Source organism: Mesorhizobium sp. B2-1-1 (assembly GCF_006442975.2).
In the GTDB taxonomy this organism is placed as follows: domain Bacteria; phylum Pseudomonadota; class Alphaproteobacteria; order Rhizobiales; family Rhizobiaceae; genus Mesorhizobium.
Map to the genome: position 1 here is coordinate 3,610,394 of NZ_CP083954.1, position 20,700 is coordinate 3,631,093.

Sequence of the window (20,700 nt, forward strand, 5' to 3'; positions counted from 1 at the left end):
CGAAGAACAAGTAAGGCTAAACGGCTCAGGCAACTCGGCCGGGTGTCCGCATGGATGCCCGGCCGATTTCTTGTGCGGTGTCGATGAAGGCCCTCAGCTTCGGCGCCATCGACGCCCGGCGCGGAAAGTAAAGGAAAAGGCCGGGTTCCTCGATTGTCGTCTTTGGCAGGATCTGGACGAGGCGTCCTGCGGCAAGATCGACGCGCACCAGCGGCTCGAACACATAGGCGAGCCCGACCCCTGCAAGCGCAAGATCGATCGCCGCCAGCGAATCGGTCACGACGGCCGTGCCACGCGTCTCGACCACGACCTCCTTGCCGTTGTCGTTCAAATCCCAACGATAGAGCGCGCCGGAGCGGACAAGCCTGTAGCCTATGCAATTATGGTTCGCGAGGTCGGCCACGTCGCGTGGACGGCCGCGCTTTCCGATATAGTCCGGCGAGGCGACCAGCACGGCCTTGAAAGGCTGCGTCAGCCGTATGGCGGTCATGTCCTGCGCGATCATCTCGCCCAGCCTGATGCCGGCGTCAAAACCTTCCCCGACGATATCGACCAGGGCTTGATCGGCGAAAACCTCGACCGTCACATCCGGATAGCGATCGGCCATGGCTGCGATCACAGGCGTCACCGCCAAAGGGATCGCGATGTTGGAGGCATTGATCCTGAGCAGACCGGAAGGCCGTCCCTTGACGCCGCGGATGCGGTCCATCCGCTCCGCGATGTCCTGAAGGGCAGGGCCCGCTGTCTCCACCAATGCCTTGCCGGCTTCTGTCAGCGAGACGCTACGTGTCGTGCGCGCAAACAGCGGCTGGCCGATGCGTTCTTCCACCAGCCGCACCGCATGGCTGACCGCCGACGGGCTCATGCCGAGCTCGGCCGCGGCAAGCGCGAAGCCGCCGCGTCGCGCCACGGCAACGATGACGGGCAGGTGGGTAAGCAGGTCCCGGTCCATTCATGAATGATATCGCATAGTCTTTGCGAACAATGCAATCTTATCGATGGCGGCGCGTTGATCCACATTGTCCTCGATACATCGTCGGCGGGCTGATTTTCCAGGAGACGAGACATGAATGCTTTGAAACACGTGACCTTCGCCGCGGGACTGGCGCTGGCGCCGATCGATGCCGGCGGAGCCGAACCGGCGGAGTGGCAGGCGCTTGCCGACGAGCGCGCGGTCATCCGCATCGCCGATGCCATCGACCGCGCCGTCGATGCACAGGACTGGAAACTTGCCCGCAGCTATTTCGCGGATCGGGTTACCGCGGATTTCAGCAGCCTGTCCGGACAGCCGGCGGCCAACATTGCCTCCGATGAGCTGATCGGCGCCTGGGCCGGCAACCTCAAGGGCGGCAAGACCAGCCTGCATCTGCGCACCAATCACCAAGTCGTTCTCGAAGCGGACACGGCGACCGTCCTGTCGAACGGCTATGCCTGGAACCGGATGGAAGGCAATGGCGAGCCGCTTTGGGAAGTCTGGGGCACATATGAGCACCACCTGACCCGCTCCGGCGCGGGTTGGAAGGTCGACGGCTTCACCTTCCGCGTGACCCATGAGCGCGGCAATCCCTGGGTCAAGACGACACCCGGCCAATAACCCAACATCAAACTCGATCGGAGAATATCATGACCATGAACTACTACACGCTTGGGAACAGCGGCTTGCGCGTCAGCCGGTTGGCGCTGGGCACCATGACCTTCGGCACCGAATTGGGCTGGGGCACTGACAGGGATACAGCCCGCGCAATCTTCGACGAATATGTCGAGGCGGGCGGCAATTTCTTCGACACGGCCGATCTCTATACCGGCGGCACCGCCGAGACCTGGCTCGGCGAATTCGTCGCCGAGCGCGGATTGCGCGACAAGGCGGTGATCGCCACTAAATTCACCTTCAATTCAGAACCCGGCAATCCGAACGCCGGCGGCAATGGCCGCAAGAACATAATGCGCGCCGTGGACGCCTCTCTGAAGCGGCTCGGAACCGACTATATCGACCTCTATCTCATGCATGTGTGGGACAGGCTGACGCCGGCCGAGGAGGTGCTGCGCACGCTGGACGACCTGGTGCGCGCGGGCAAGGTGCGCCACGTCGGCCTTTCCGATGTGCCGGCCTGGTATGCGGGGCGGGCGCAGGCGATCGCAGAATTGCGCGGCTATGAGCCGATCTCGGCCCTGCAGCTCGAATATTCGCTGGCCGAACGCTCGATCGAGCATGAGTTCGTGCCTTTCGCCACGCATCATGGCGCCGGCGTCATGGTTTGGAGCCCGCTGGCCAGCGGCTTGCTCAGCGGCAAATATCGCCCGACGCAAGCCGGCAATGCCGGCCGGCTCGACGGTTTCCGCAACACCACGCATCCGAGCTTCCGGAAATTCAGCGACCGCAATTGGGCGATCGTGGCCGAGCTCGAAAAGGTGGCCGCCGAGCTCGGCCGCAGCATGGCCCAGGTGGCGCTCAACTGGGTGGCGACGCAGCCCGGCGTCGCAACCGTCATCCTGGGCGCGACCAAGCTCGCGCAACTGCAGGACAACCTCGCGGCGCTGGATTTTTCGATTGCCCCCGAACTCCGCAAGCGGCTGGATTCGGTGAGCAGCATGCCGGCGCCGTTCCCGCATTCCTATTTCGGGCCCGAGATCCAGGTCAGGGTGGCCGGCGGTGTCGTGACCGGCGACAAGCCCTCCGGCTATTCGCCGCAGGTTCTGGTGGAAGGCGAGGCGGTCAGCATCAGCAGCAACTGATCGAAAAAGCCTGGGATTTTGCGCAAGGGCGCGGCGTGACATCGCCGCGCCCTTCGTGTATCGGATCGAACCATCATGCCAGCGCCGCCAGGCGAAGCGGGGCAGTTTCGCCTCCTGATTTGCCGCGCCGAGATTTTCGAGGACCAGATGACGGTGAAGCCCCTCTACCGACGTGTCTTGCTGAAAGCGTCTGGTGAAGCGTTGATGGGCGAACAGCATTTCGGCATCGATGTTTCGGTCGTCGACCGCATCGCCGGCGACATCGCCGAAGCCCGCGCGCTCGGCATCGAGGTTGGCGTCGTCATCGGCGGCGGCAATATCTTTCGCGGTGTGGCGGTTGCCTCCAAGGGTGGCGACCGCGTCACCGGCGACCATATGGGTATGCTCGCCACCGTCATCAATTCGCTGGCGCTGCGCACCTCGCTGAACAAGATCGGCGTCGATGCGGTGGTTCTTTCCGCGATCGCCATGCCTGAGCTTTGCGAGAGCTTTTCGCAGCGCCAGGCAACCGCCTACATGAACCAGGGCAAGGTGGTGATCTTTGCCGGCGGCACCGGCAATCCGTTCTTCACCACTGATTCGGCCGCGGCACTTCGCGCCGCTGAAATCGGCGCCGACGCGCTGTTCAAGGGCACACAGGTCGACGGCGTCTATTCTGCCGACCCGAAGAAGGACCCGAACGCGACGCGTTTCGAGCGCATCAGCCATGCCGAAGTGATAAATCGCGGCCTTTCCATCATGGATACGGCAGCGATTGCACTTGCGCGCGAAAACAACATTCCGATAATCGTCTATTCGATCCACGAAAAAGGTGGTTTCGGCGATATTCTAAGGGGCGGCGGCCGCTGCACGGTCGTCGCGGACGATTGATCCGGGGCCTGATCGCGGAAAAGGCGAAAACCGGTTTCGAAATCAGGCTCGAACACGGGGCCTTGCCCCGAAAGCAGTGAACCCGCGTCAGACGGGTCGAGGAGACTAAGATGAGTGGTGAGTACGACGATCTCAAGCGGCGCATGGATGGGGCAATCGCCGCGTTCAAGCATGACCTGGCTTCGCTGCGGACCGGTCGCGCTTCCAGCAACCTGCTCGACGCTATCCAGGTGCAGGCCTATGGCACCAGCATGCCGATCAACCAGGTGGCCAATGTCACGGTGCCTGAGCCGCGCATGATTTCGGTGTCGGTCTGGGACAAGTCGATGGTGGGCGCGGTCGATCGCGCCATCCGCGAATCCAATCTGGGCTTCAACCCTATCGTGGACGGCACCAATCTCAGGATTCCGCTTCCGGAACTCAACGAGCAGCGCCGTAAGGAACTCGTCAAGATCTCGCATGGCTACGCCGAGAACGCCCGTGTCGCAGCGCGCCATGTGCGCCGCGACGGCATGGACTTCCTGAAGAAGGCGGAGAAGGACGGCGTCATCAGCGAGGACGATCAGCGCAAGCGCTCCGACCAGGTCCAGAAGCTTACCGACGAAACGATCAGCACCATCGACCACCTGCTTTCCGACAAGGAAGCTGAAATCATGCAGGTTTAGGGTCTGGCCGGCGGCTGGCCCGAAAGCGAGATCATGGCAACGCCCGCGCATGTCGCGATCATCATGGATGGAAACGGACGCTGGGCCAAGGCGCGCGGCATGCCGCGGCTCGCCGGCCATCGCGCGGGCGTAGAAGCACTGCGCAAGACGGTGCGCGCCGCGCCCGATCTCGGCATTTCCTACCTGACTGTCTATGCCTTCTCTTCGGAAAACTGGTCGCGGCCGAAATCCGAAGTCAGCGACCTGATGGGCCTGTTGAAGCTGTTCATTCGCCGCGATCTCGCCGAACTGCACCGCAGCGGCGTGCGCGTCAGGATCATCGGCGACAGGGCAGGGCTGCAGCCCGATATCAGGCTCCTGCTCGAAGAAGCCGAAGCGCTGACGTCGGCCAACGAGGCGCTGACGCTGATCATCGCCTTCAACTACGGCGGACGCGACGAGATCGTGCGCACGGCGCGCAAGCTTGCCTCGGCCGTCGCGCGCGGCGAGCTCGACAGCGAGGCGATCACCGCCGAATCCTTTGCCGGCTGCCTCGACACGCAAGGCGTTCCCGATCCCGAACTGGTCATACGCACCAGCGGTGAGCTTCGCCTTTCCAATTTTCTTCTGTGGCAGGCTGCCTATAGCGAGCTTGTGTTCCTGCCCTGCTATTGGCCCGATTTCAGCCGAGAGCATCTAGCCGAGGCCTTGCGCGAGTTCGCCGGGCGCGAACGCCGTTTTGGCGGGCTGGATCCGCAAGATGTCGCTTCGCGGCCGGCCGCGGGATGAGCAATCTCCAGCTTCGCGTTCTTTCGGCGGTCGTTCTTGCCATCGCGACGCTTGGCCTGACCTGGTTCGGCGGCCTGCCGTTCCGGCTGCTTTCAGCCGCGATTTCGGCGGTGATCTTCTACGAATGGACGCGCATGTCCCGCCCTTCCGGGACGACCGGGCTCGGTTTTTTGCCGGAAGCGCTGCTGCTGGTGTTTCTCGGCGCCCTGATCACCGGCCTGCCTGCCTTGTGGCTGCTGCTTCTGGTGGCTGCACTGGTCGCCGTCACGGCCATCGCCGCCCAACTGCGCGGGGCCGGGCAGTGGGATGCCTCCGGCCTTGCCTATGCAGCCGTCTCGGGTCTTTCCCTTGCGCTTCTGCGTGACGGCGACCATTCCGGCCTCGTCGCCATCCTGTTCCTGTTCGCGGTGGTCTGGGCGACCGACATCTTTGCCTATTTCGTCGGCCGGGCCGTCGGTGGCCCGAGGCTGGCGCCGTCCATCTCTCCCGGCAAGACGCGAAGTGGCGCGCTCGGCGGCGCCGTGGGCGGGGTCGTTGCGGGGCTCATCCTGGCCGTCGCCGCCGGTGCGGGCAACCTGCCAATGCTCGGTCTCGTCGCGCTCGCGCTTTCAATCGTCTCCCAGGCTGGCGACCTCCTGGAATCCTGGATCAAGCGCCGCCACGGCCGCAAGGATTCGGGCGCTCTCATTCCAGGCCATGGCGGCGTCATGGACCGTGTCGACGGGCTTGTCGCGGCGGCTTTCGCCCTATACGTCATCGGCTGGATTTCGGCGGGCGCCGATCAGCCGGCGCAGGGGCTGTTTCCCATTTGAACGGCATCGTTCCACGATCGATGCGGGCGCGCCTTGGATTCGCCTGGATTGATGTCACAGTCGCGGCGCAACGGTGTCGCGGAAGAACTGAGGATTTGAGTTGAACGAGATTCTTCACGCGATCTTCGGCATGGAAGGCTTCCTTCTCGGCACGCTCGTGCCCTTCCTGTTCGTGCTGACCGTGGTCGTGTTCGTCCACGAGATGGGCCACTATCTCGTTGGCCGCTGGTGCGGCATCGGCGTCAGGGCCTTTTCGATCGGTTTCGGCCCGGAACTCTTCGGCTTCAACGACAGGCACGGCACGCGCTGGAAGCTCTGCGCCATACCGCTTGGCGGTTATGTCAAATTCGTCGGCGACATGAACGCCACCTCCAGCCAGCCGTCGACGGAAGAGATCGAAACGCTGACCGACGAGGAACGCAAGGTCGCCTTTCACACCCAGCCGATCTGGAAGCGGGCGGCGACGGTCGTGGCCGGGCCGCTGTTCAATTTCCTGCTGACGATCGTCGTCTTTTCGGTGCTGTTTTCAGCCTATGGCCGCTATGTCGCGGAACCCATGGTGGCCGAGGTGACCGCCGGCAGCCCGGCGGCGAAAGCCGGCATCCTGCCCGGCGACCGATTCGTCAGCGTCGACGGCAGCAAGATCGAAACCTTCGGTGACGTCCAACGCCTGGTTTCGGGCCGGGCCGGCGACAGCATCACCTTCGTCATGCTGCGCGACGGCAAGGAAGTGACCGTGACCGCCACGCCGCAGCTGATGGAGCAGCAGGACGCGCTTGGCAACAAGGTCAAGGTGGCCGTGATCGGCGTCGTCAACAACCAGGAACTCGGCCAGCCCAGGCTGATCACCTACAGCCCCGCCGGCGCGTTGACCGCGGCGGTGGAGGAAACCGGGCACGTCATCCAGCGCACCGGCCAGTTCCTGCAGCGTTTCGTCGTCGGGCGCGAGGACAAGTGCCAGCTCGGCGGCCCGGTGAAGATCGCGGACATGGCCGGCAAGGCGGCGAAGCTCGGCTTCGAATGGCTCGTGCAGCTCGTTGCGCTGCTGTCCGTGGGCATCGGCATCCTCAATCTTTTGCCGATTCCCCCCCTCGACGGCGGCCATCTCCTATTCTACGGCGTGGAGGCCGTCATCCGCCGGCCGGTGTCGGAACGGATGATGGAAATGGCCTATCGGGCCGGTCTGCTTCTGGTTTTGGGCTTCATGGGTTTCGTATTCTGGAACGATCTGTTTGGATGCTGAAATCATGAAGAAATTTGGCTTCGGCATGGTCGATGTTGAGACGCCGTTTACCATGCACGGGGATATGAGTGACGCGAAAGCCACGCACCAGGGTTAAGTAAATACAAATTAACCAGAAGCCTTGCGTGTAGGGAAAATCCGGTTAATACGGTACGAGAAATTACCGCACGTCCGGTTTTCTCGCCGTGGGGACTACGAGAAAAGGTTATTAAGCCCGATGAAGGCAGCATCCAAGTTTTTGAGCGCCGCTTCCGCGGCAGCCCTGTCCGCGGCTTTAGTCGTGCCAGGTGCGCTCGCAGTGCAGTTCGTTGCCACATCGGCGGCCGAAGCCGCTGTCGTCAGCAGGGTGGAGGTGAGCGGCAACCAACGTGTCGACGCCGATACCATCCGCAACTACATCACCATCAAGCCGGGCAAATCCTTCTCAAGCTCCGACATCGACAGCGCGGTCAAGGCGCTGTTCGGAACCGGGTTGTTCTCGGATGTGCAGATCAATCAGGTCGGTTCGACGTTGGTGGTCAAGGTTTCCGAGTACCAGGTCGTCAACCAGGTGCTGTTCCAGGGCAACAAGAAGCTCAAGGACAACGCGCTTGCGGCTGCCGTGCAGTTGAAGCCGCGCGGCACGTTCTCGCAGGCGGCGCTCGACGCCGATGTAGAGTCGGTCAAGGCCGCCTACAGACGTATCGGCCGTGACGATGCCGCCGTGACCACCGAGGTCATGCAGCTCGGCGACAACCGCGTGAACGTGGTCTTCCATGTCAATGAAGGTGATCGCACGCAGATCGCGGCGATCAATTTCGTCGGCAACAGCGCTTATTCGAGCCGCCGCCTGTCAGATGTGATCACGACCAAGCGCTCGTCCTGGGTTTCGTTCATCCTGCGCGACGACGTCTATGACGACGACAAGCTGCGCGCCGACCAGGAGCTGCTGCGGCGCTTCTACTACAATCACGGCTATGCCGACTTCCAGGTCGTGTCCGCTGTCGGCGAACTCGACAACGCGACCAACAAGTACACGGTCACCATAACCGTCCAGGAAGGCGAGCGTTATACGTTCGGCGACATCAGCGTCGAAAGCACGATTCCGGAAGTCGACTCGAAGGCGCTGGAATCGGTGGTCGAGACCCACAAGGGCGACGTCTACAACGCCAAGAACGTCGAGGACACCATCATTGCCCTGACCGAGAAGGTGGCCGGCTCCGGCTACGCCTTCGCGCAGGTCACGCCGCGTGGCGACCGCAATTTCGAGAATCATACGATTTCGGTGGTCTACACCATCGACCAGGGCACCAAGGCCTATGTCGAGCGCATCGAGATCCGCGGCAATGACCGCACGCGCGACTATGTCATCCGCCGCGAGTTCGACGTCAGCGAAGGCGACGCGTTCAACCAGGTGCTGATCCAACGCGCGAAGAAGCGGCTGGAAGATCTCAATTACTTTGACAAAGTCGAGGTTTCGACGGTCCCCGGGTCGGCGCCGGACCAGGTCGTGCTGGTGGTCGACGTGGTCGAAAAGTCGACCGGTGAGTTCTCGGTCGGCGCCGGCTATTCGACCGGTGGCGATACCGCCGGTCCGTCCGTCGAAGGATCGATCACCGAGCGCAACTTCCTCGGCCGCGGCCAGTTCATCAAGGTGTCGGCGGGTGGCGGCAAGAACTCGCGCGATTACAGCCTTTCGTTCACCGAGCCCTATTTCCTCGGGCGCCGTATCGCCGCCGGCTTCGATATCTACAAGCGGACCAGGGAGTACGACGACTACGACAGCGATACGTTGGGTGCGACGGTGCGCTTCGGCCTGCCGATCACCGACAGCATCTCGACCCAGCTGGCGTATAATATCTCCCGGGAGAAGTATGAGGTAGACGACGGTTGCGGTCCCACGAGTAGTGCGGACCCCGATGGCACCTGCGACATTTCACCGGCTATCCTAGATGGTATCGCACAGAGTCCGTGGATCAAGTCGTCGGTCAGCCTGGGGCTGGTCTACAACACCATCGATGACATGAAGAACCCGCACGAGGGTATCTATGCCACCACGACGGTGGAAGTGGCCGGCCTCGGTGGCGACGCAAAGTTCGTGAAGGTCACGGGACGCGGCAGCATCTATCAGACGCTGTCCGAGCAGTTCGACTTGGTAGGCCTCCTTTCGGGCGGCGCCGGCCATGTCGAAGGCTACGGAAATGATGGCGGTCTGCGCATTTTCGATCAATTTCAGAGCACAGACCGCATGATCCGCGGTTTTGCGTACGGTGGCATTGGACCTGTGGATCCTAATACAGGCGACCATTTGGGTGGTACGACTTATTTCAATGCCTCGGCGGAAGCGCAGTTTCCGCTGCCGGTCGTTCCGGAGAGCTTCGGCTTGCGCGGCGCTGTCTTTGCGGATGCCGCCACACTCTACGGCAGCAAGATCGACACCACGGTCAACCAGGCCTCGGTCGATATGAATTGGCGCGCCTCGGTCGGTGTCGGCCTGATGTGGGCTTCGCCGTTCGGCCCGATCCGTATCGACTATGCGATCCCGGTCAAGAAAGAAGCGAGGGACGACGTGCAGGAATTCAACTTCGGCATATCGACCCGCTTCTGACCGGCGGATAACGATGCTCCCAGGTCGTTGAGGTCCGGGAGAAAATGTTCCGATCTAGCTGGATATAGCTTCTGGAATGACCGATCCGGTGTTCTTCGCGCCATCACGCCGGTATACGGCGGGCGAAGTCGCGAATCTGACCGGCTCGGTGCTTGTCGATTCCGGCCAGTCCGGCGTTTTCATCGACGCGCTGGCGCCGGCCAACGAAGGCGGCGAGAATGCACTCGTTTTCGTCGATGGCAAACGCAATTCCTCGCTGATGCCGTCGCTGCGGGCGGCTGCGGTGCTGTGTCCTGCGGAGTTCGCCGGCAAGGCGCCTGCCGCCATCGCCGTCCTTGTGCATCCCCGTCCGCAACAGGCATTCGCGCTGGTCGGACGACTGCTGTTTCCGACAGCGGCGACCCCGGGGCCGATGACCGGTGAAACCGGTATCTCGCCGCATGCCCATATCGATCCGAGCGCACATGTCGAGGAAGGTGCTGTCGTCGAAGCCGGCGCGGTGATCGGTCCTGCGGTGTCCATAGGCGCCGGCACCGTCATCGCGCCTCACGCCGTCGTCGGCCGTTCCTGCCAGATCGGGCGTGACGGCTATATCGGCCCGGGCGCCAGCGTCCAGTATGCCTTGATCGGCAACCGCGTCATCATCCATGGCGGCGCCCGGATCGGCCAGGACGGCTTTGGCTTCGTTGCCGGCGCCAAGGGGCCGGAACGTGTTCCGCAGATCGGCCGCGTCATCATCCAGGACGACGTCGAGATCGGTTCCAATTCCACGGTCGACCGCGGCGCCATGTCCGATACGATCATCGGCCAGGGCACCAAGATCGACAATCTCGTGCAGATCGCGCATAACGTCCGCATCGGCCGCAACTGCATCGTGGCCGGACTTTCGGGTATCTCCGGTTCCGTCGTCGTGGGCGACAATGTCACCATGGGCGGCGGCGTCGGGCTTGCGGATCACCTGACCATAGGGTCGGGCGCGAAGCTTGCCGCGAGAAGCGGATTCATGAGCAATGTGCCCGCGGGCGAGATCTGGGGCGGCTATCCGGCACAGCCGATGGCGGAAGCCATGCGCGAGATAGCCATGCTGCGCAAGCTCGCCAGGACCCGCAAACAGGGCGAGGGGAGCAATGGCTGACATCACCGGGACGACGCTGGAAGCAGTCGACATATTGGGGCTGATGAAGCTCCTGCCGCATCGCTATCCGTTCCTGATGATCGACCGCATCGTCGACATTGATGGCGACGAATCCGCCACCGGCATCAAGAACGTGACCATAAACGAGCCGCATTTTCAGGGTCACTTCCCCGAGCAGCCGGTCATGCCGGGCGTGCTCATCGTCGAGGCGATGGCACAGACTGCCGGGGCCATCTGCATCCGCAGTCTTCGCACTGAAAAGCCGTCGCTGGTCTATTTCCTGACCATCGACAACGCCAAGTTCCGCAAACCGGTCGTTCCCGGCGATCAGTTGAAGATCCATGTCAAGAAAATCAAGAAACGCGGCAACCTGCTCAAATTCGCCTGTGAAGCCCTGGTCGACGGCAACAAGGCCGCCGAGGCTGAGATCTCAGCCATGATGGTCACCGGCGACTGACAATCGAATGCTTATGAAAATCAAGACATCCATCCATCCTTCCTCCGTCGTGGAGGAAGGCGCTCAAATCGGCCAAGGCGTCCGCATAGGACCGCTCTGTTATGTCGGCGCAGATGCCGTGATTGGCGACGGCGTTGAACTGGTCAGCCATGTCTCGGTGATAGGCGCGACGACGATCGGCGCGTCGACCAAGGTCTATCCGATGGCGATACTGGGCGGGCCGCCGCAGAACACCAAGCACAAGGGCGGCCGCACCACGCTCGTCATCGGCGAGAACTGCACGATCCGCGAAGGCGTCACCATGCATGTCGGCACCGATACCAGCCGCGGCGAAACGACGGTCGGCGACAATGGGAATTTTCTCGCCTACGCCCACATCGCCCATGACTGCGTCGTCGGCAAGAACGCCACCTTCGCCAACGGCGCGACGCTGGGCGGACACTGCGAAATCGGCGACAACGTCTATATCGGCGGTCTCAGCGCCGTTCATCAATTCGTGCGGGTAGGCGACAACGCTTTTCTTGGCGGGTGCTCGGCTTTTGTGGGTGATGTCATTCCCTATGCCATGGCGGCGGGAAATCGGGCCAGCCTGCGCGGCCTCAACATCATCGGGCTCAAGCGCTCCGGTCTGCCAAGATCCGAGATCTATCTGCTGCGCAGGGTCTATAAGACAATATTCGACCGCTCGCGCACCGTTGGCGAGAACATCGAATTCGCCAAGGCGGAATTCGCCACGTCACCGACCGCCATGAAGATCATCGATTTCATCTCCAGTCGCGGCAAGCGGCACTATGCTGTGCCATCGCTCAAGGGGAGCGATGGCGATGACGGCGATGACGAAGACTGAGGCGGCGGCAGCGGATTTCGTTCTCTCGCCGGGGGCCAGGGTCGGCATCGTCGCCGGCGGTGGCAGCCTGCCGGTGGAAGTCGCGCAAGGCCTGGCCGCGCATGGCTACCCGCCCTTCATCCTCTTGATGGAAGGTGAGGCCGACCGCCGGCAGGAGTTGCTCCGATACGAACACGACAGCCTCGCCCTTGAGCAGATCGGTTCACTGGTGGCGACGCTGAAGCGCCACGGCATCACTCATGTGGTCCTTGCCGGCGAAATCAGACGCAGGCCCCGGCTGGCCGACATCCGTCCGAGCCTTGGCTTGCTGGCGATCGTACCATCGGTGATCATGGCGCTGGCGCGCGGCGATGATGGACTTTTGAAGGTGGTGACACGCGGCCTGGAGAAGCGGGGCATCAAAGTGGTCGGCGCGCATGAGGTCGTTCCCGAACTGGCCGCCGGCGAAGGCACACTGACCACGGCGAAACCAAAGCAATCGGACTGGCGCGACATCGAGGCGGCCAGGCTGGCCGCCAAGGCCATCGGCGCGCTTGATATCGGGCAGGCGGCGATTGCGATCGGAGGCCGGGCCATCGCGCTGGAAGGCATCGAAGGCACGAGCGGCCTGCTCGAAAGAGCGCGCGCGCTGCGCGGCCATGGCAGGCTTGCCGGAAAGACCCGCGGAGTGCTGGTCAAATGCGCCAAACCCGGCCAGGAGCTGCGGGCCGACCTGCCGTCGATCGGGCCGCAGACGGTGGAAGCAGCCCATGCGGCGGGGCTTGCCGGCATTGCCGTCGAAGCGGGGCGCTCTCTCATCCTGGAGGGGCCGGCGACGCTGTCGCGGGCGAATGCGCTCGGTCTGTTCATCGTCGGCCTGCCAGCGGCGGAGCCGGCGCATGGCTGACAAGGCGCTGAAGATCGCAATCGTGGCCGGCGAGGAATCCGGCGACCTGCTTGGCGCCGACATCGTGCGTTCGATTAAGCAGTCGACGGGGCGCGAGGTGCAGCTCGTCGGTCTCGGCGGCCGCCATCTGCAGGCGCTCGGGCTGGTCTCGCCGTTCGACGCCGGCGAGATCGCGCTCATGGGCTTCAGCGCCATCCTGAGTGACCTGCCGCGGCTGATGCGGCGGATCAGTCAGCTGGCCAGGACGGTCGCGGATGCGAAGCCCGACTGCCTCATAACCATCGACAGTCCCGATTTTTCCCTGCGCGTGGCCAGGAAAGTGCGCGCGGCCAACCCCACCATCCCGATCATCCACTATGTCTGTCCCAGCGTCTGGGCATGGCGGCCGGGCAGGGCGGTGGCGATGAAGCCCTATGTCGACCACATCCTCTGCATCCTGCCGTTCGAGGTGAAGGAGCTAGGCAGGCTCGGCGGACCGCCAGGGACCTATGTCGGACATCGCCTCACCCATGACGCGGGCGTGCTCTCGGCAGCCAGGACGCAGGCCCAACCGCGGGATCTTTCGCCGGATCGCCTGAAGACGCTGCTCGTCCTGCCCGGCTCGCGGCGCAGCGAAGTGCGGCGGCTGCTCGAGCCGTTTGGGGAGACCGTTTCGATGCTGCGGGCACGCGGGCATCGCCTGCGGCTGATGTTGCCGACCGTGCCGCATGTCGCCGATGTCGTGCGCTCGGCGGTCGCTCGCTGGGACGAGAAGCCCGAGATCATCCTCGACGCTGAGCGAAAGTGGCAGGCCTTCGGCAAGGCTGACGCGGCGCTGATCGCGTCCGGCACGGTTTCGCTTGAACTGGCGCTGTCCGATGTGCCGATGATCTCCTGCTACCGGCTTGACCCGGTTGCGCGCATAGTGGCGCCATATCTCGTTTCGGTCTGGTCGGCGCTGCTGCCCAATTTGATATCGGATCGGGCGCTGATCCCGGAATTCTACAACGAGTATGTCAAGCCGAACAATCTGGCCCGCCAGCTCGAAGCGCTGTTCGCCGACACAGGCATGCGCAGATGGCAGAAGGACGGGTTCGCCGAGATCGCGCGGCGCATGACAACCGCCAAGCCGTCAGGCGACATCGCCGCGCAGGTGGTGATGGGGTATATCAAGAGAGTGAGTAGTGAGTAGTGAGTAGTGAGTAGTGAGTAGTGAGTAGTGAGTAGTGAGTAGGATTACCGCTCTTTCCCTACTGACTACTGACTACTCACTTTTATTCACTTCTTCCTTTTTACCGCTTCGCGATCGGCACGTAGTCTCGCTCCGGCGCGCCGGTGTAGAGCTGGCGGGGGCGGCCGATCTTCTGGCGCGGATCCTCAATCATCTCCTTCCACTGCGCGATCCAGCCGACGGTGCGGGCGACGGCGAACAGCACGGTGAACATGGTGGTGGGGAAGCCCAGCGCCTTCAGCGTGATGCCGGAATAGAAGTCGACATTGGGGTAGAGCTTCTTCTCGATGAAATAGGGATCGGTGAGTGCGATCTTCTCCAGTTCCATGGCGATGTCGAGCAGCGGATCGTCCTTGATGCCGAGTTCGCCCAGCACCTCATGCGCGGTCTTCTGCATGATCTTGGCGCGCGGATCGTAGTTCTTGTAGACGCGGTGGCCAAAGCCCATCAGCCGAAACGGATCGTCCTTGTCCTTGGCGCGGGCGATGAATTCCGGAATATGATCGACATGGCCGATCTCGCCGAGCATGTTCAGCGCCGCTTCGTTGGCGCCGCCATGCGCCGGGCCCCACAGGCAGGCGATGCCGGCGGCGATGCAGGCGAACGGATTGGCGCCAGACGAGCCGGCGAGCCGAACGGTAGAGGTCGAGGCGTTCTGCTCGTGGTCGGCGTGCAGGATGAAGATGCGCTCCATGGCGCGCGCCAGGACCGGGTTGATCTTGTATTCCTCGCACGGCACGGCAAAGCACATGTGCAGGAAGTTGGCGGCGAAATTCAGTTCGTTCTTCGGGTAAATGAAGGGCTGGCCGATATGGTATTTGTAGGCCATGGCCGCGATCGTCGGCATCTTGGCGATCAGCCGCATCGACGCCACCATGCGCTGGTAAGGATCCGAGATGTCGGTGGAGTCGTGATAGAAGGCCGACAGCGCGCCGACCACGCCGCACATCACCGCCATCGGATGCGCGTCGCGGCGGAAGCCGGTGAAGAAGCGCGACATCTGCTCATGCACCATGGTGTGGCGCGTCACGCGGTAGTCGAAATCGTCCTTCTGCGCCTTGGTCGGCAGTTCGCCGTAGAGCAGGAGATAGCAGACTTCGAGGAAGTCGCCATGTTCGGCCAACTGATCGATCGGATATCCGCGATGCAGGAGAATGCCGGCGTCGCCATCGATGAACGTGATCTCGGACTCGCAGCTTGCCGTCGAAGTGAAGCCGGGATCGTAGGTAAAGGCGCCGGTGGTGCTGTACAGCGTGGCGATGTCGATGACGTCAGGCCCGACCGAACCACTTCGCACCTTGAATTCGTGCGTCTTGCCGGCGAATTCCAGCTTTGCCGTGGCTTCCTGGGTCTTGCCGCCCAGTTCCCGTCTTGTCGCAGCTTCGGTCATTGCAAACTCCTTCTTGTTTCCTCATGCCGGCAAAGGCAAATTCTGCAAAGCGACACGTCGAAGTCACCGAATGCGCGTATTCGCGACCGCATTTTAGGAAGTGCGTGCCAGATTGGGCCAAGGCTCAATGTTGCACTGCGAAACGCGCCTTTCAATGCCAATCTTCTTGGGCCAGATTGCTCCTAATCGATTTGATCCGCGATGCGCGCCAGGCTCTCCTCGCGACCAAGCACGGCTAGAACGTCGAAGACGCCGGGCGAGGTGCTCTTGCCGGTCAAGGCGGCGCGCAAGGGCTGGGCGACGGCGCCGAGCTTGTAGCCGCCGGCCGTCGCATAGTCGCGGATCGCGGCTTCAGTCGAGGCCGCCGTCCAGTCGCCTGAAACCGCCTCGAGGGCGTCGTGAGCGCCACGCAGGACCTTGCGCGCATCGTCATTGAGCAGCAGGGCTGCCTTCTCGTCGATCGGCAGTGGCCGCGCGGCAAGCAGGAAGGCGGCGCCATCGACAAGCTCGACCAGCGTCTTGGCGCGCTCCTTCAGCCCCGGCAACGCTGCCAGCAACTGTGCCCTGTTCCGGTCGTCGAGGCGTGCGGCCATTGCCGGGCCGCCCTCGAGATAGGGCAAGGTGGCGATGAAGATGTCGAACAGCTCGGCATCGCCCATGCGGCGCATGTGGACGCCGTTTAGCGCCTCCAGCTTGGCGAAATCGAAGCGGGCGGCGCCCTTGTTCACATCGCCGATATCGAACCAGGCGATCATGTCCTGGATCGACATGATCTCGTCGTCGCCGTGGCTCCAGCCGAGCCGAGCCAGATAGTTCAACAGCGCTTCGGGCAGGTAGCCCATGGCGCGGTAGGCCTCCACGCCCAGCGCGCCGTGCCGCTTCGACAGCTTGGCGCCGTCGGCGCCGTGGATCAGCGGTATGTGCGACATTGAAGGCACATCCCAGCCCGTGGCGTTGTAGATCACGGTCTGGCGGGCGGCATTGGTCAGGTGGTCGTCGCCACGGATGATGTGGGTGACGCCCATGTCGTGGTCGTCAACGACGACGGCATGCATGTAGGTCGGATTGCCGTCCGAGCGCAGGATGATGAAGTCGTCCAGATCCTTGTTGGGAAAGCGCACGTCGCCCTGGACACGGTCATGCACCACCGTCTCGCCTTTGGTCGGCGCCTTGATGCGGATCGCGCCCTTGACGCCAGGAGGCGCCTGCGAAGGGTCGCGGTCACGCCAGCTTCCGTCATAGCGCGGCGGCAGGCCCTTGGCCCGCGCCGCGTCGCGCATTGCCTCAAGCTCGGCAGGGGTCTCGTAGCTGTAGTAAGCCTTGCCCATGCGCACCAGCTCCTCGGCCACCTCGCGATGGCGCGGCGCGCGCTCGAACTGCGAGACGGCGTCGCCGTCCCAGGTGAGGCCGAGCCAAGTCAGTCCTTCGAGAATGGCTGCTGTCGCCGCATCGGTGGAGCGCTCGCGGTCGGTGTCCTCGATGCGCAGCAGCATCGTACCGCCGGTGTGCTTGGCGTAGAGCCAGTTGAAGAGCGCCGTACGCGCGCCGCCGATGTGCAGGTAGCCGGTGGGCGAGGGGGCAAAACGGGTGACAACCTTGTCGGACATACAACTCTCGGGAAACGTCTGGAGCGGGGTGCGGATCACACGCACTTTCGCGCGTCGCGCGTTCATGTAGCATAGGGTGTCGAGGGCGCAAGGGGCAGACCCGATGGCTGGAGCGGGCCGGGGCGCGGAGGAAGGCGAGGACGTCGTTGCCGGCGTCAGCGAACGCGCTCTTCTTGCCATGCCCGCGCCCGCCTCATTGCCGCTGGCGTTGCCGCCCCTACAGCAGCCGGGCAAGTCGCCGCCGGCGGATGTTTCCACGCCGCCCGGCATTCCCGCAGCCGGCGCGGCCGTGCGTCTGCGCCGTGAGTTCGGCCGTGCTTCATGGCCTCGTCTGCGCAACGGCGTGGCCAGAGCGTCCGAGCTCGAACTCGATCGGGGCATAGCCTTCCTGCTCGTGCCGGTGTTCCTGGCATGCGGATCGATCGCCTATTTTTCGCTGGCGGCGGAGCCGGGCTTTGCCAAGCCTGTCGCGGTCGCGATCCTGATGTCGCTGTGCGCGCTCGTTTCACGCTCATGGCCGAAAACGCATCTGTGCTTCATGGCGGCGCTGTTGTGCGCGCTCGGCATGCTCGCCGGCAAAGTCGAGACGTGGCGAGCGGGAACGCGGATGCTGGGCTCGGAAATCTCCACGCAAATCACCGGCCGCGTCGTTTCGGTCGACCAGATGGAGACCGGGCGCATCCGGCTGACCATCGATGTGACATCGACCGCGCGGCCGAAACTACTCTACGCGCCGGAGCGCGTTCGCCTTTCGGCACGCAAGGTGCCGGCTGAAGTGACGGCCGGTTCGCTCGTGACCGGCTATGCCAGGCTGTTGCCGCCGACCGGACCGGTGCGGCCGGACAGCTACGACTTTTCCTTCGACAGCTACTTCGCCGGCATAGGCGCCAGCGGCTTCTTTCTCGGCAACCCCAAAATCGTCTCAGCCGATGACAGGCCGCTGTGGGCCGCCCTTTCAGCCGCCATCGAGAGTGCTCGCGAAAGCATTGCCGACCATATCAGGGGCAGCATCGGCGGTGCCGAGGGCGAGATCGCCGCGGCGCTGATCGTGGGTGTGCGCGCCGGGATTCCCGACGAGATCAATGAAGCGATGCGACGCACCGGCATCTACCACATCATCTCAATTTCCGGGCTGCACATGGCGCTGGTCGCCGGCACGGTCATGGGTCTGCTGCGTGGCGGCTTCGCGCTGTTCCCGAATTTTTCCTCCCGCCGGCCGGTCAAGAAATACGCGGCCGCGGCGGCACTTTTCTCGATCGCCGCCTACCTCGTCATTTCGGGCGTCGTTGTCGCCGCCGAACGCAGCTTCATCATGCTGGCGGTGATGCTGATCGCCGTTCTGTGCGATCGGGCGGCACTCACCATGCGCAATCTGGCTATTTCGGCGATCGCCGTCATCGTGGTGTCGCCGCACGAGGTGGTAGGGCCGAGCTTCCAGATGTCGTTCGCCGCCACCGCGGCCCTGGTCGGCGCCTATGCCGGCTGGTCGGATCGCAAAGCCGACAAAGCGCGGACCCCGCCGCCGCAACGGACCTTGCCTGGCCTCCTGACGCGAAAATTGCTGCTGGCGACAGGTGGGCTGGCGATGACCTCGATTATCGCGGGAAGCGCCACGGCGCTTTTCGCCATCTGGCATTTCCAGCGCGTGTCGCCGCTCAGCCTGTTCGCCAATCTTGCCGTCATGCCGATCGTTTCGGTCGTGATGTTCCTTGCGGTTGCCAGTGCGCTGCTGATGCCGTTCGGGTTCGATGGACCATCCCTTTATCTGATGGGCAAGGGACTGACCGCGATGATCGCCATATCAGGATGGATCTCGCAACGCTCGCCGGTCGACGCGGTCGGGTTGATTTCGCAGCAATCCGTCCTTCTGGTGGCGATCGCCCTGGTCATCGCGACGATGGCCACGACATGGCTGCGGCTGGCGGCACTTCCCTTCGCGCTCGCCGGCCTGTTGACCGTCTCGGACACGCGCACGCCGGACGTGCTGATTTCGGAGGATGCCCGCCTGGTGGCACTGCCGATCGGCGGCGGTGAGCTCGCGATCAACCGGGCGCGCCCGAACGAATTCACCGTCGATAATTGGAAACGCGCGCTGAAGTCCGAAACCATCGTTGCGCCGGAACTGTTCGACAGCGGAGACCGACAGTTCGACATCTTCGATCCCGCGCAACTTCCGGCGGGAGCGCCTTTCTATTGCTTCACAGGCCTGTGCATGGCCCGGCATCCCTCGGGGGCGATCATCGCGCAGGTGGAGGATCGCAAGGACGCCTGGAGGGCCTGCTCCTATGCGGATCTGATCGTCATCAACGACCCCGCGGGCTACGATCCCTGCCACAATCCGCTGGTTCTCGTCATCACCAAGCGGCAGCTCGCTCGTAAGGGAAGTGCCGCCGTCTTCTTCGACCAGCAATCGGCGACGGCACCGGCACGGGTCAGCTTTGCCGTCGACAGGCCATATCGGCCTTGGCACGAACAGCGGAAATTCTCACGCGAGGCAAGGGGACTGCCGCCTTACCGTAAACCCGAAAAGCCCACCGCCGACCCCGCTCAGTAGCGCCTGATCAGGCCGACTAGCTTGCCTTGCACCTTGACCCTGTCCGGTCCGAAAATACGTGTTTCATAGGCCGGATTGGCAGCCTCGAGCGCAATCGAAGCACCCTTTCGGCGGAAGCGCTTCAGCGTTGCTTCCTCCTCGTCCACCAGGGCCACGATGATCTCGCCGGGACTTGCGGTGTCGGCATTGCGGATGATGACCGTGTCGCCGTCGAAAATGCCGGCCTCGATCATCGAATCGCCCTTGACCTCCAGCGCATAGTGTTCGCCGCCCATGATCATGTCAGGCGGCACTGAAATGGAATGCGTCTGATGCTGGATGGCGTCGATCGGCACACCCGCTGCGATGCGACCCATGACCGGGATCGACACCGCTGAAACCGCATCGTCGTCATTGCCGGCAGCGGGCAGACGCGAAGACGTCGCCGGCTTGATCTGCCGGCTAGGGCTGCTGCCCTGTCCGAGGCTGCCCTGGATGACGCTCGGGGAGAACTTCTTTGCCGCGTTAAGACCCGGCGCGATCGAGTCCGGCAGGCGCAGCACCTCCAGCGCGCGCGCCCGGTTGGGCAGGCGGCGAATGAAGCCGCGCTCCTCCAACGCCGTGATCAGCCGATGAATTCCCGACTTGGAGGCGAGGTCCAGCGCTTCCTTCATCTCGTCGAAGGACGGCGGAATGCCGCTTTCCTTCAGCCGTTCATGGATGAACATCAAGAGTTCATGTTGCTTGCGCGTGAGCATGGCGGCCCCCAAAGGCATTGCACGAAGGGTCTGGAACCAGAATCAGAAAACAAACCCAGAACAAACACTATCTGTTCCAGTTGTGTTCCGCAACCATTTAAAGTTTAATGAATTTGTTAAGGCGACGGAAACGAAATGCCCTCCCGCAGCCAGCATCCTGCCAGCGCGGTCCGTCGTCAATGCGCTCCCGGGCCCTTTG

At 63.2% G+C, this 20,700-nt stretch carries 18 protein-coding genes; 14 read left to right on the plus strand and 4 right to left on the minus strand.

Annotation, left to right across the window (positions count from 1 at the left end; genetic code table 11):
- Positions 1 to 25: 25 nt before the first annotated feature.
- Positions 26 to 952 (minus strand): LysR family transcriptional regulator, encoded by a 927-nt coding sequence (locus tag FJ972_RS17645; protein ID WP_140525240.1) that lies wholly within the window; start codon positions 950 to 952, stop codon positions 26 to 28.
- 114 nt (positions 953 to 1,066) lie between these two features.
- Between FJ972_RS17645 and FJ972_RS17650 the strand changes: the two genes are divergently transcribed.
- The 13 genes from FJ972_RS17650 (at position 1,067) to lpxB (ending at position 14,174) form a co-directional block, all read left to right on the plus strand.
- Positions 1,067 to 1,594: a nuclear transport factor 2 family protein gene (locus FJ972_RS17650; protein ID WP_140525239.1), complete on the plus strand. Its 528-nt coding sequence runs from the start codon at positions 1,067 to 1,069 to the stop codon at positions 1,592 to 1,594.
- Positions 1,595 to 1,623: 29 nt separating this feature from the next.
- Positions 1,624 to 2,733: an aldo/keto reductase gene (locus tag FJ972_RS17655; protein WP_140525238.1), complete on the plus strand. Its 1,110-nt coding sequence runs from the start codon at positions 1,624 to 1,626 to the stop codon at positions 2,731 to 2,733.
- A 147-nt stretch (positions 2,734 to 2,880) separates the two neighbouring features.
- Complete coding sequence (pyrH, locus tag FJ972_RS17660) at positions 2,881 to 3,603, plus strand: UMP kinase (protein ID WP_140498986.1); 723 nt, start codon at positions 2,881 to 2,883, stop codon at positions 3,601 to 3,603.
- A gap of 110 nt (positions 3,604 to 3,713) precedes the next feature.
- Positions 3,714 to 4,268, plus strand: a complete 555-nt coding sequence (frr, locus tag FJ972_RS17665; RefSeq protein WP_140498698.1) for a ribosome recycling factor — start codon at positions 3,714 to 3,716, stop codon at positions 4,266 to 4,268.
- A 33-nt stretch (positions 4,269 to 4,301) separates the two neighbouring features.
- Positions 4,302 to 5,036, plus strand: coding sequence for an isoprenyl transferase (locus FJ972_RS17670; RefSeq protein WP_140498696.1), 735 nt, complete (start codon positions 4,302 to 4,304; stop codon positions 5,034 to 5,036).
- A complete protein-coding gene (locus FJ972_RS17675; protein ID WP_140525237.1) occupies positions 5,033 to 5,848 on the plus strand; it encodes a phosphatidate cytidylyltransferase in 816 nt (271 codons plus the stop codon). The genes FJ972_RS17670 and FJ972_RS17675 overlap by 4 nt, the downstream gene beginning before the upstream one ends.
- 100 nt (positions 5,849 to 5,948) lie before the next feature.
- Entirely contained in the window at positions 5,949 to 7,091 is a 1,143-nt protein-coding gene (gene rseP, locus FJ972_RS17680; RefSeq protein WP_140525236.1) for an RIP metalloprotease RseP, read from the plus strand.
- Positions 7,092 to 7,308: 217 nt separating this feature from the next.
- Positions 7,309 to 9,678: an outer membrane protein assembly factor BamA gene (gene bamA / locus FJ972_RS17685; protein ID WP_140525235.1), complete on the plus strand. Its 2,370-nt coding sequence runs from the start codon at positions 7,309 to 7,311 to the stop codon at positions 9,676 to 9,678.
- A 76-nt stretch (positions 9,679 to 9,754) separates the two neighbouring features.
- Positions 9,755 to 10,813, plus strand: a complete 1,059-nt coding sequence (lpxD, locus tag FJ972_RS17690; protein ID WP_140525234.1) for a UDP-3-O-(3-hydroxymyristoyl)glucosamine N-acyltransferase — start codon at positions 9,755 to 9,757, stop codon at positions 10,811 to 10,813.
- Entirely contained in the window at positions 10,806 to 11,270 is a 465-nt protein-coding gene (fabZ, locus tag FJ972_RS17695) for a 3-hydroxyacyl-ACP dehydratase FabZ (protein ID WP_140498686.1), read from the plus strand. Before lpxD ends, fabZ begins: the two co-directional genes overlap by 8 nt.
- 13 nt (positions 11,271 to 11,283) lie before the next feature.
- On the plus strand, positions 11,284 to 12,117 hold the full coding sequence (gene lpxA, locus FJ972_RS17700) for an acyl-ACP--UDP-N-acetylglucosamine O-acyltransferase (RefSeq protein WP_140498684.1): 834 nt from the start codon (positions 11,284 to 11,286) through the stop codon (positions 12,115 to 12,117).
- Positions 12,104 to 13,003 carry an LpxI family protein gene (locus FJ972_RS17705; RefSeq protein WP_411970855.1) on the plus strand — a complete coding sequence of 300 codons (900 nt, stop codon included), beginning with the start codon at positions 12,104 to 12,106 and terminating at the stop codon, positions 13,001 to 13,003. Before lpxA ends, FJ972_RS17705 begins: the two co-directional genes overlap by 14 nt.
- Positions 12,996 to 14,174 (plus strand): lipid-A-disaccharide synthase, encoded by a 1,179-nt coding sequence (gene lpxB / locus FJ972_RS17710; protein ID WP_140498680.1) that lies wholly within the window; start codon positions 12,996 to 12,998, stop codon positions 14,172 to 14,174. Before FJ972_RS17705 ends, lpxB begins: the two co-directional genes overlap by 8 nt.
- A 100-nt stretch (positions 14,175 to 14,274) precedes the next feature.
- Here lpxB and gltA read toward each other — a convergent pair whose 3' ends face one another.
- Both gltA and gltX read right to left on the minus strand, forming a co-directional pair.
- Complete coding sequence (gene gltA, locus FJ972_RS17715; protein ID WP_140498678.1) at positions 14,275 to 15,603, minus strand: citrate synthase; 1,329 nt, start codon at positions 15,601 to 15,603, stop codon at positions 14,275 to 14,277.
- A gap of 182 nt (positions 15,604 to 15,785) precedes the next feature.
- Positions 15,786 to 17,210 carry a glutamate--tRNA ligase gene (gltX, locus tag FJ972_RS17720; protein WP_140525233.1) on the minus strand — a complete coding sequence of 475 codons (1,425 nt, stop codon included), beginning with the start codon at positions 17,208 to 17,210 and terminating at the stop codon, positions 15,786 to 15,788.
- 103 nt (positions 17,211 to 17,313) lie between these two features.
- Here gltX and FJ972_RS17725 point away from each other — a divergent pair, with 103 nt between their 5' ends.
- Positions 17,314 to 19,764, plus strand: a complete 2,451-nt coding sequence (locus FJ972_RS17725; RefSeq protein ID WP_140525232.1) for a ComEC/Rec2 family competence protein — start codon at positions 17,314 to 17,316, stop codon at positions 19,762 to 19,764.
- Here FJ972_RS17725 and lexA read toward each other — a convergent pair.
- Positions 19,758 to 20,501, minus strand: coding sequence for a transcriptional repressor LexA (gene lexA, locus FJ972_RS17730; protein ID WP_140498674.1), 744 nt, complete (start codon positions 20,499 to 20,501; stop codon positions 19,758 to 19,760). The genes FJ972_RS17725 and lexA overlap by 7 nt on opposite strands.
- Positions 20,502 to 20,700 lie beyond the last annotated feature (199 nt).

Coding starts and splice junctions, on each gene's coding strand:
- FJ972_RS17650 (WP_140525239.1), top strand. CDS start 1,067: ATGAATGCTTTGAAACACGTGACCTTCGCCGCGGGACTGGCGCTGGCG.
- frr (WP_140498698.1), top strand. CDS start 3,714: ATGAGTGGTGAGTACGACGATCTCAAGCGGCGCATGGATGGGGCAATC.
- FJ972_RS17645 (WP_140525240.1), bottom strand. CDS start 952: ATGGACCGGGACCTGCTTACCCACCTGCCCGTCATCGTTGCCGTGGCG.
- lexA (WP_140498674.1), bottom strand. CDS start 20,501: ATGCTCACGCGCAAGCAACATGAACTCTTGATGTTCATCCATGAACGG.
- FJ972_RS17655 (WP_140525238.1), top strand. CDS start 1,624: ATGACCATGAACTACTACACGCTTGGGAACAGCGGCTTGCGCGTCAGC.
- pyrH (WP_140498986.1), top strand. CDS start 2,881: ATGACGGTGAAGCCCCTCTACCGACGTGTCTTGCTGAAAGCGTCTGGT.
- fabZ (WP_140498686.1), top strand. CDS start 10,806: ATGGCTGACATCACCGGGACGACGCTGGAAGCAGTCGACATATTGGGG.
- bamA (WP_140525235.1), top strand. CDS start 7,309: ATGAAGGCAGCATCCAAGTTTTTGAGCGCCGCTTCCGCGGCAGCCCTG.
- lpxA (WP_140498684.1), top strand. CDS start 11,284: ATGAAAATCAAGACATCCATCCATCCTTCCTCCGTCGTGGAGGAAGGC.
- gltX (WP_140525233.1), bottom strand. CDS start 17,210: ATGTCCGACAAGGTTGTCACCCGTTTTGCCCCCTCGCCCACCGGCTAC.
- FJ972_RS17725 (WP_140525232.1), top strand. CDS start 17,314: ATGGCTGGAGCGGGCCGGGGCGCGGAGGAAGGCGAGGACGTCGTTGCC.
- FJ972_RS17705 (WP_411970855.1), top strand. CDS start 12,104: ATGACGAAGACTGAGGCGGCGGCAGCGGATTTCGTTCTCTCGCCGGGG.
- gltA (WP_140498678.1), bottom strand. CDS start 15,603: ATGACCGAAGCTGCGACAAGACGGGAACTGGGCGGCAAGACCCAGGAA.
- FJ972_RS17670 (WP_140498696.1), top strand. CDS start 4,302: ATGGCAACGCCCGCGCATGTCGCGATCATCATGGATGGAAACGGACGC.
- lpxD (WP_140525234.1), top strand. CDS start 9,755: ATGACCGATCCGGTGTTCTTCGCGCCATCACGCCGGTATACGGCGGGC.
- FJ972_RS17675 (WP_140525237.1), top strand. CDS start 5,033: ATGAGCAATCTCCAGCTTCGCGTTCTTTCGGCGGTCGTTCTTGCCATC.
- lpxB (WP_140498680.1), top strand. CDS start 12,996: ATGGCTGACAAGGCGCTGAAGATCGCAATCGTGGCCGGCGAGGAATCC.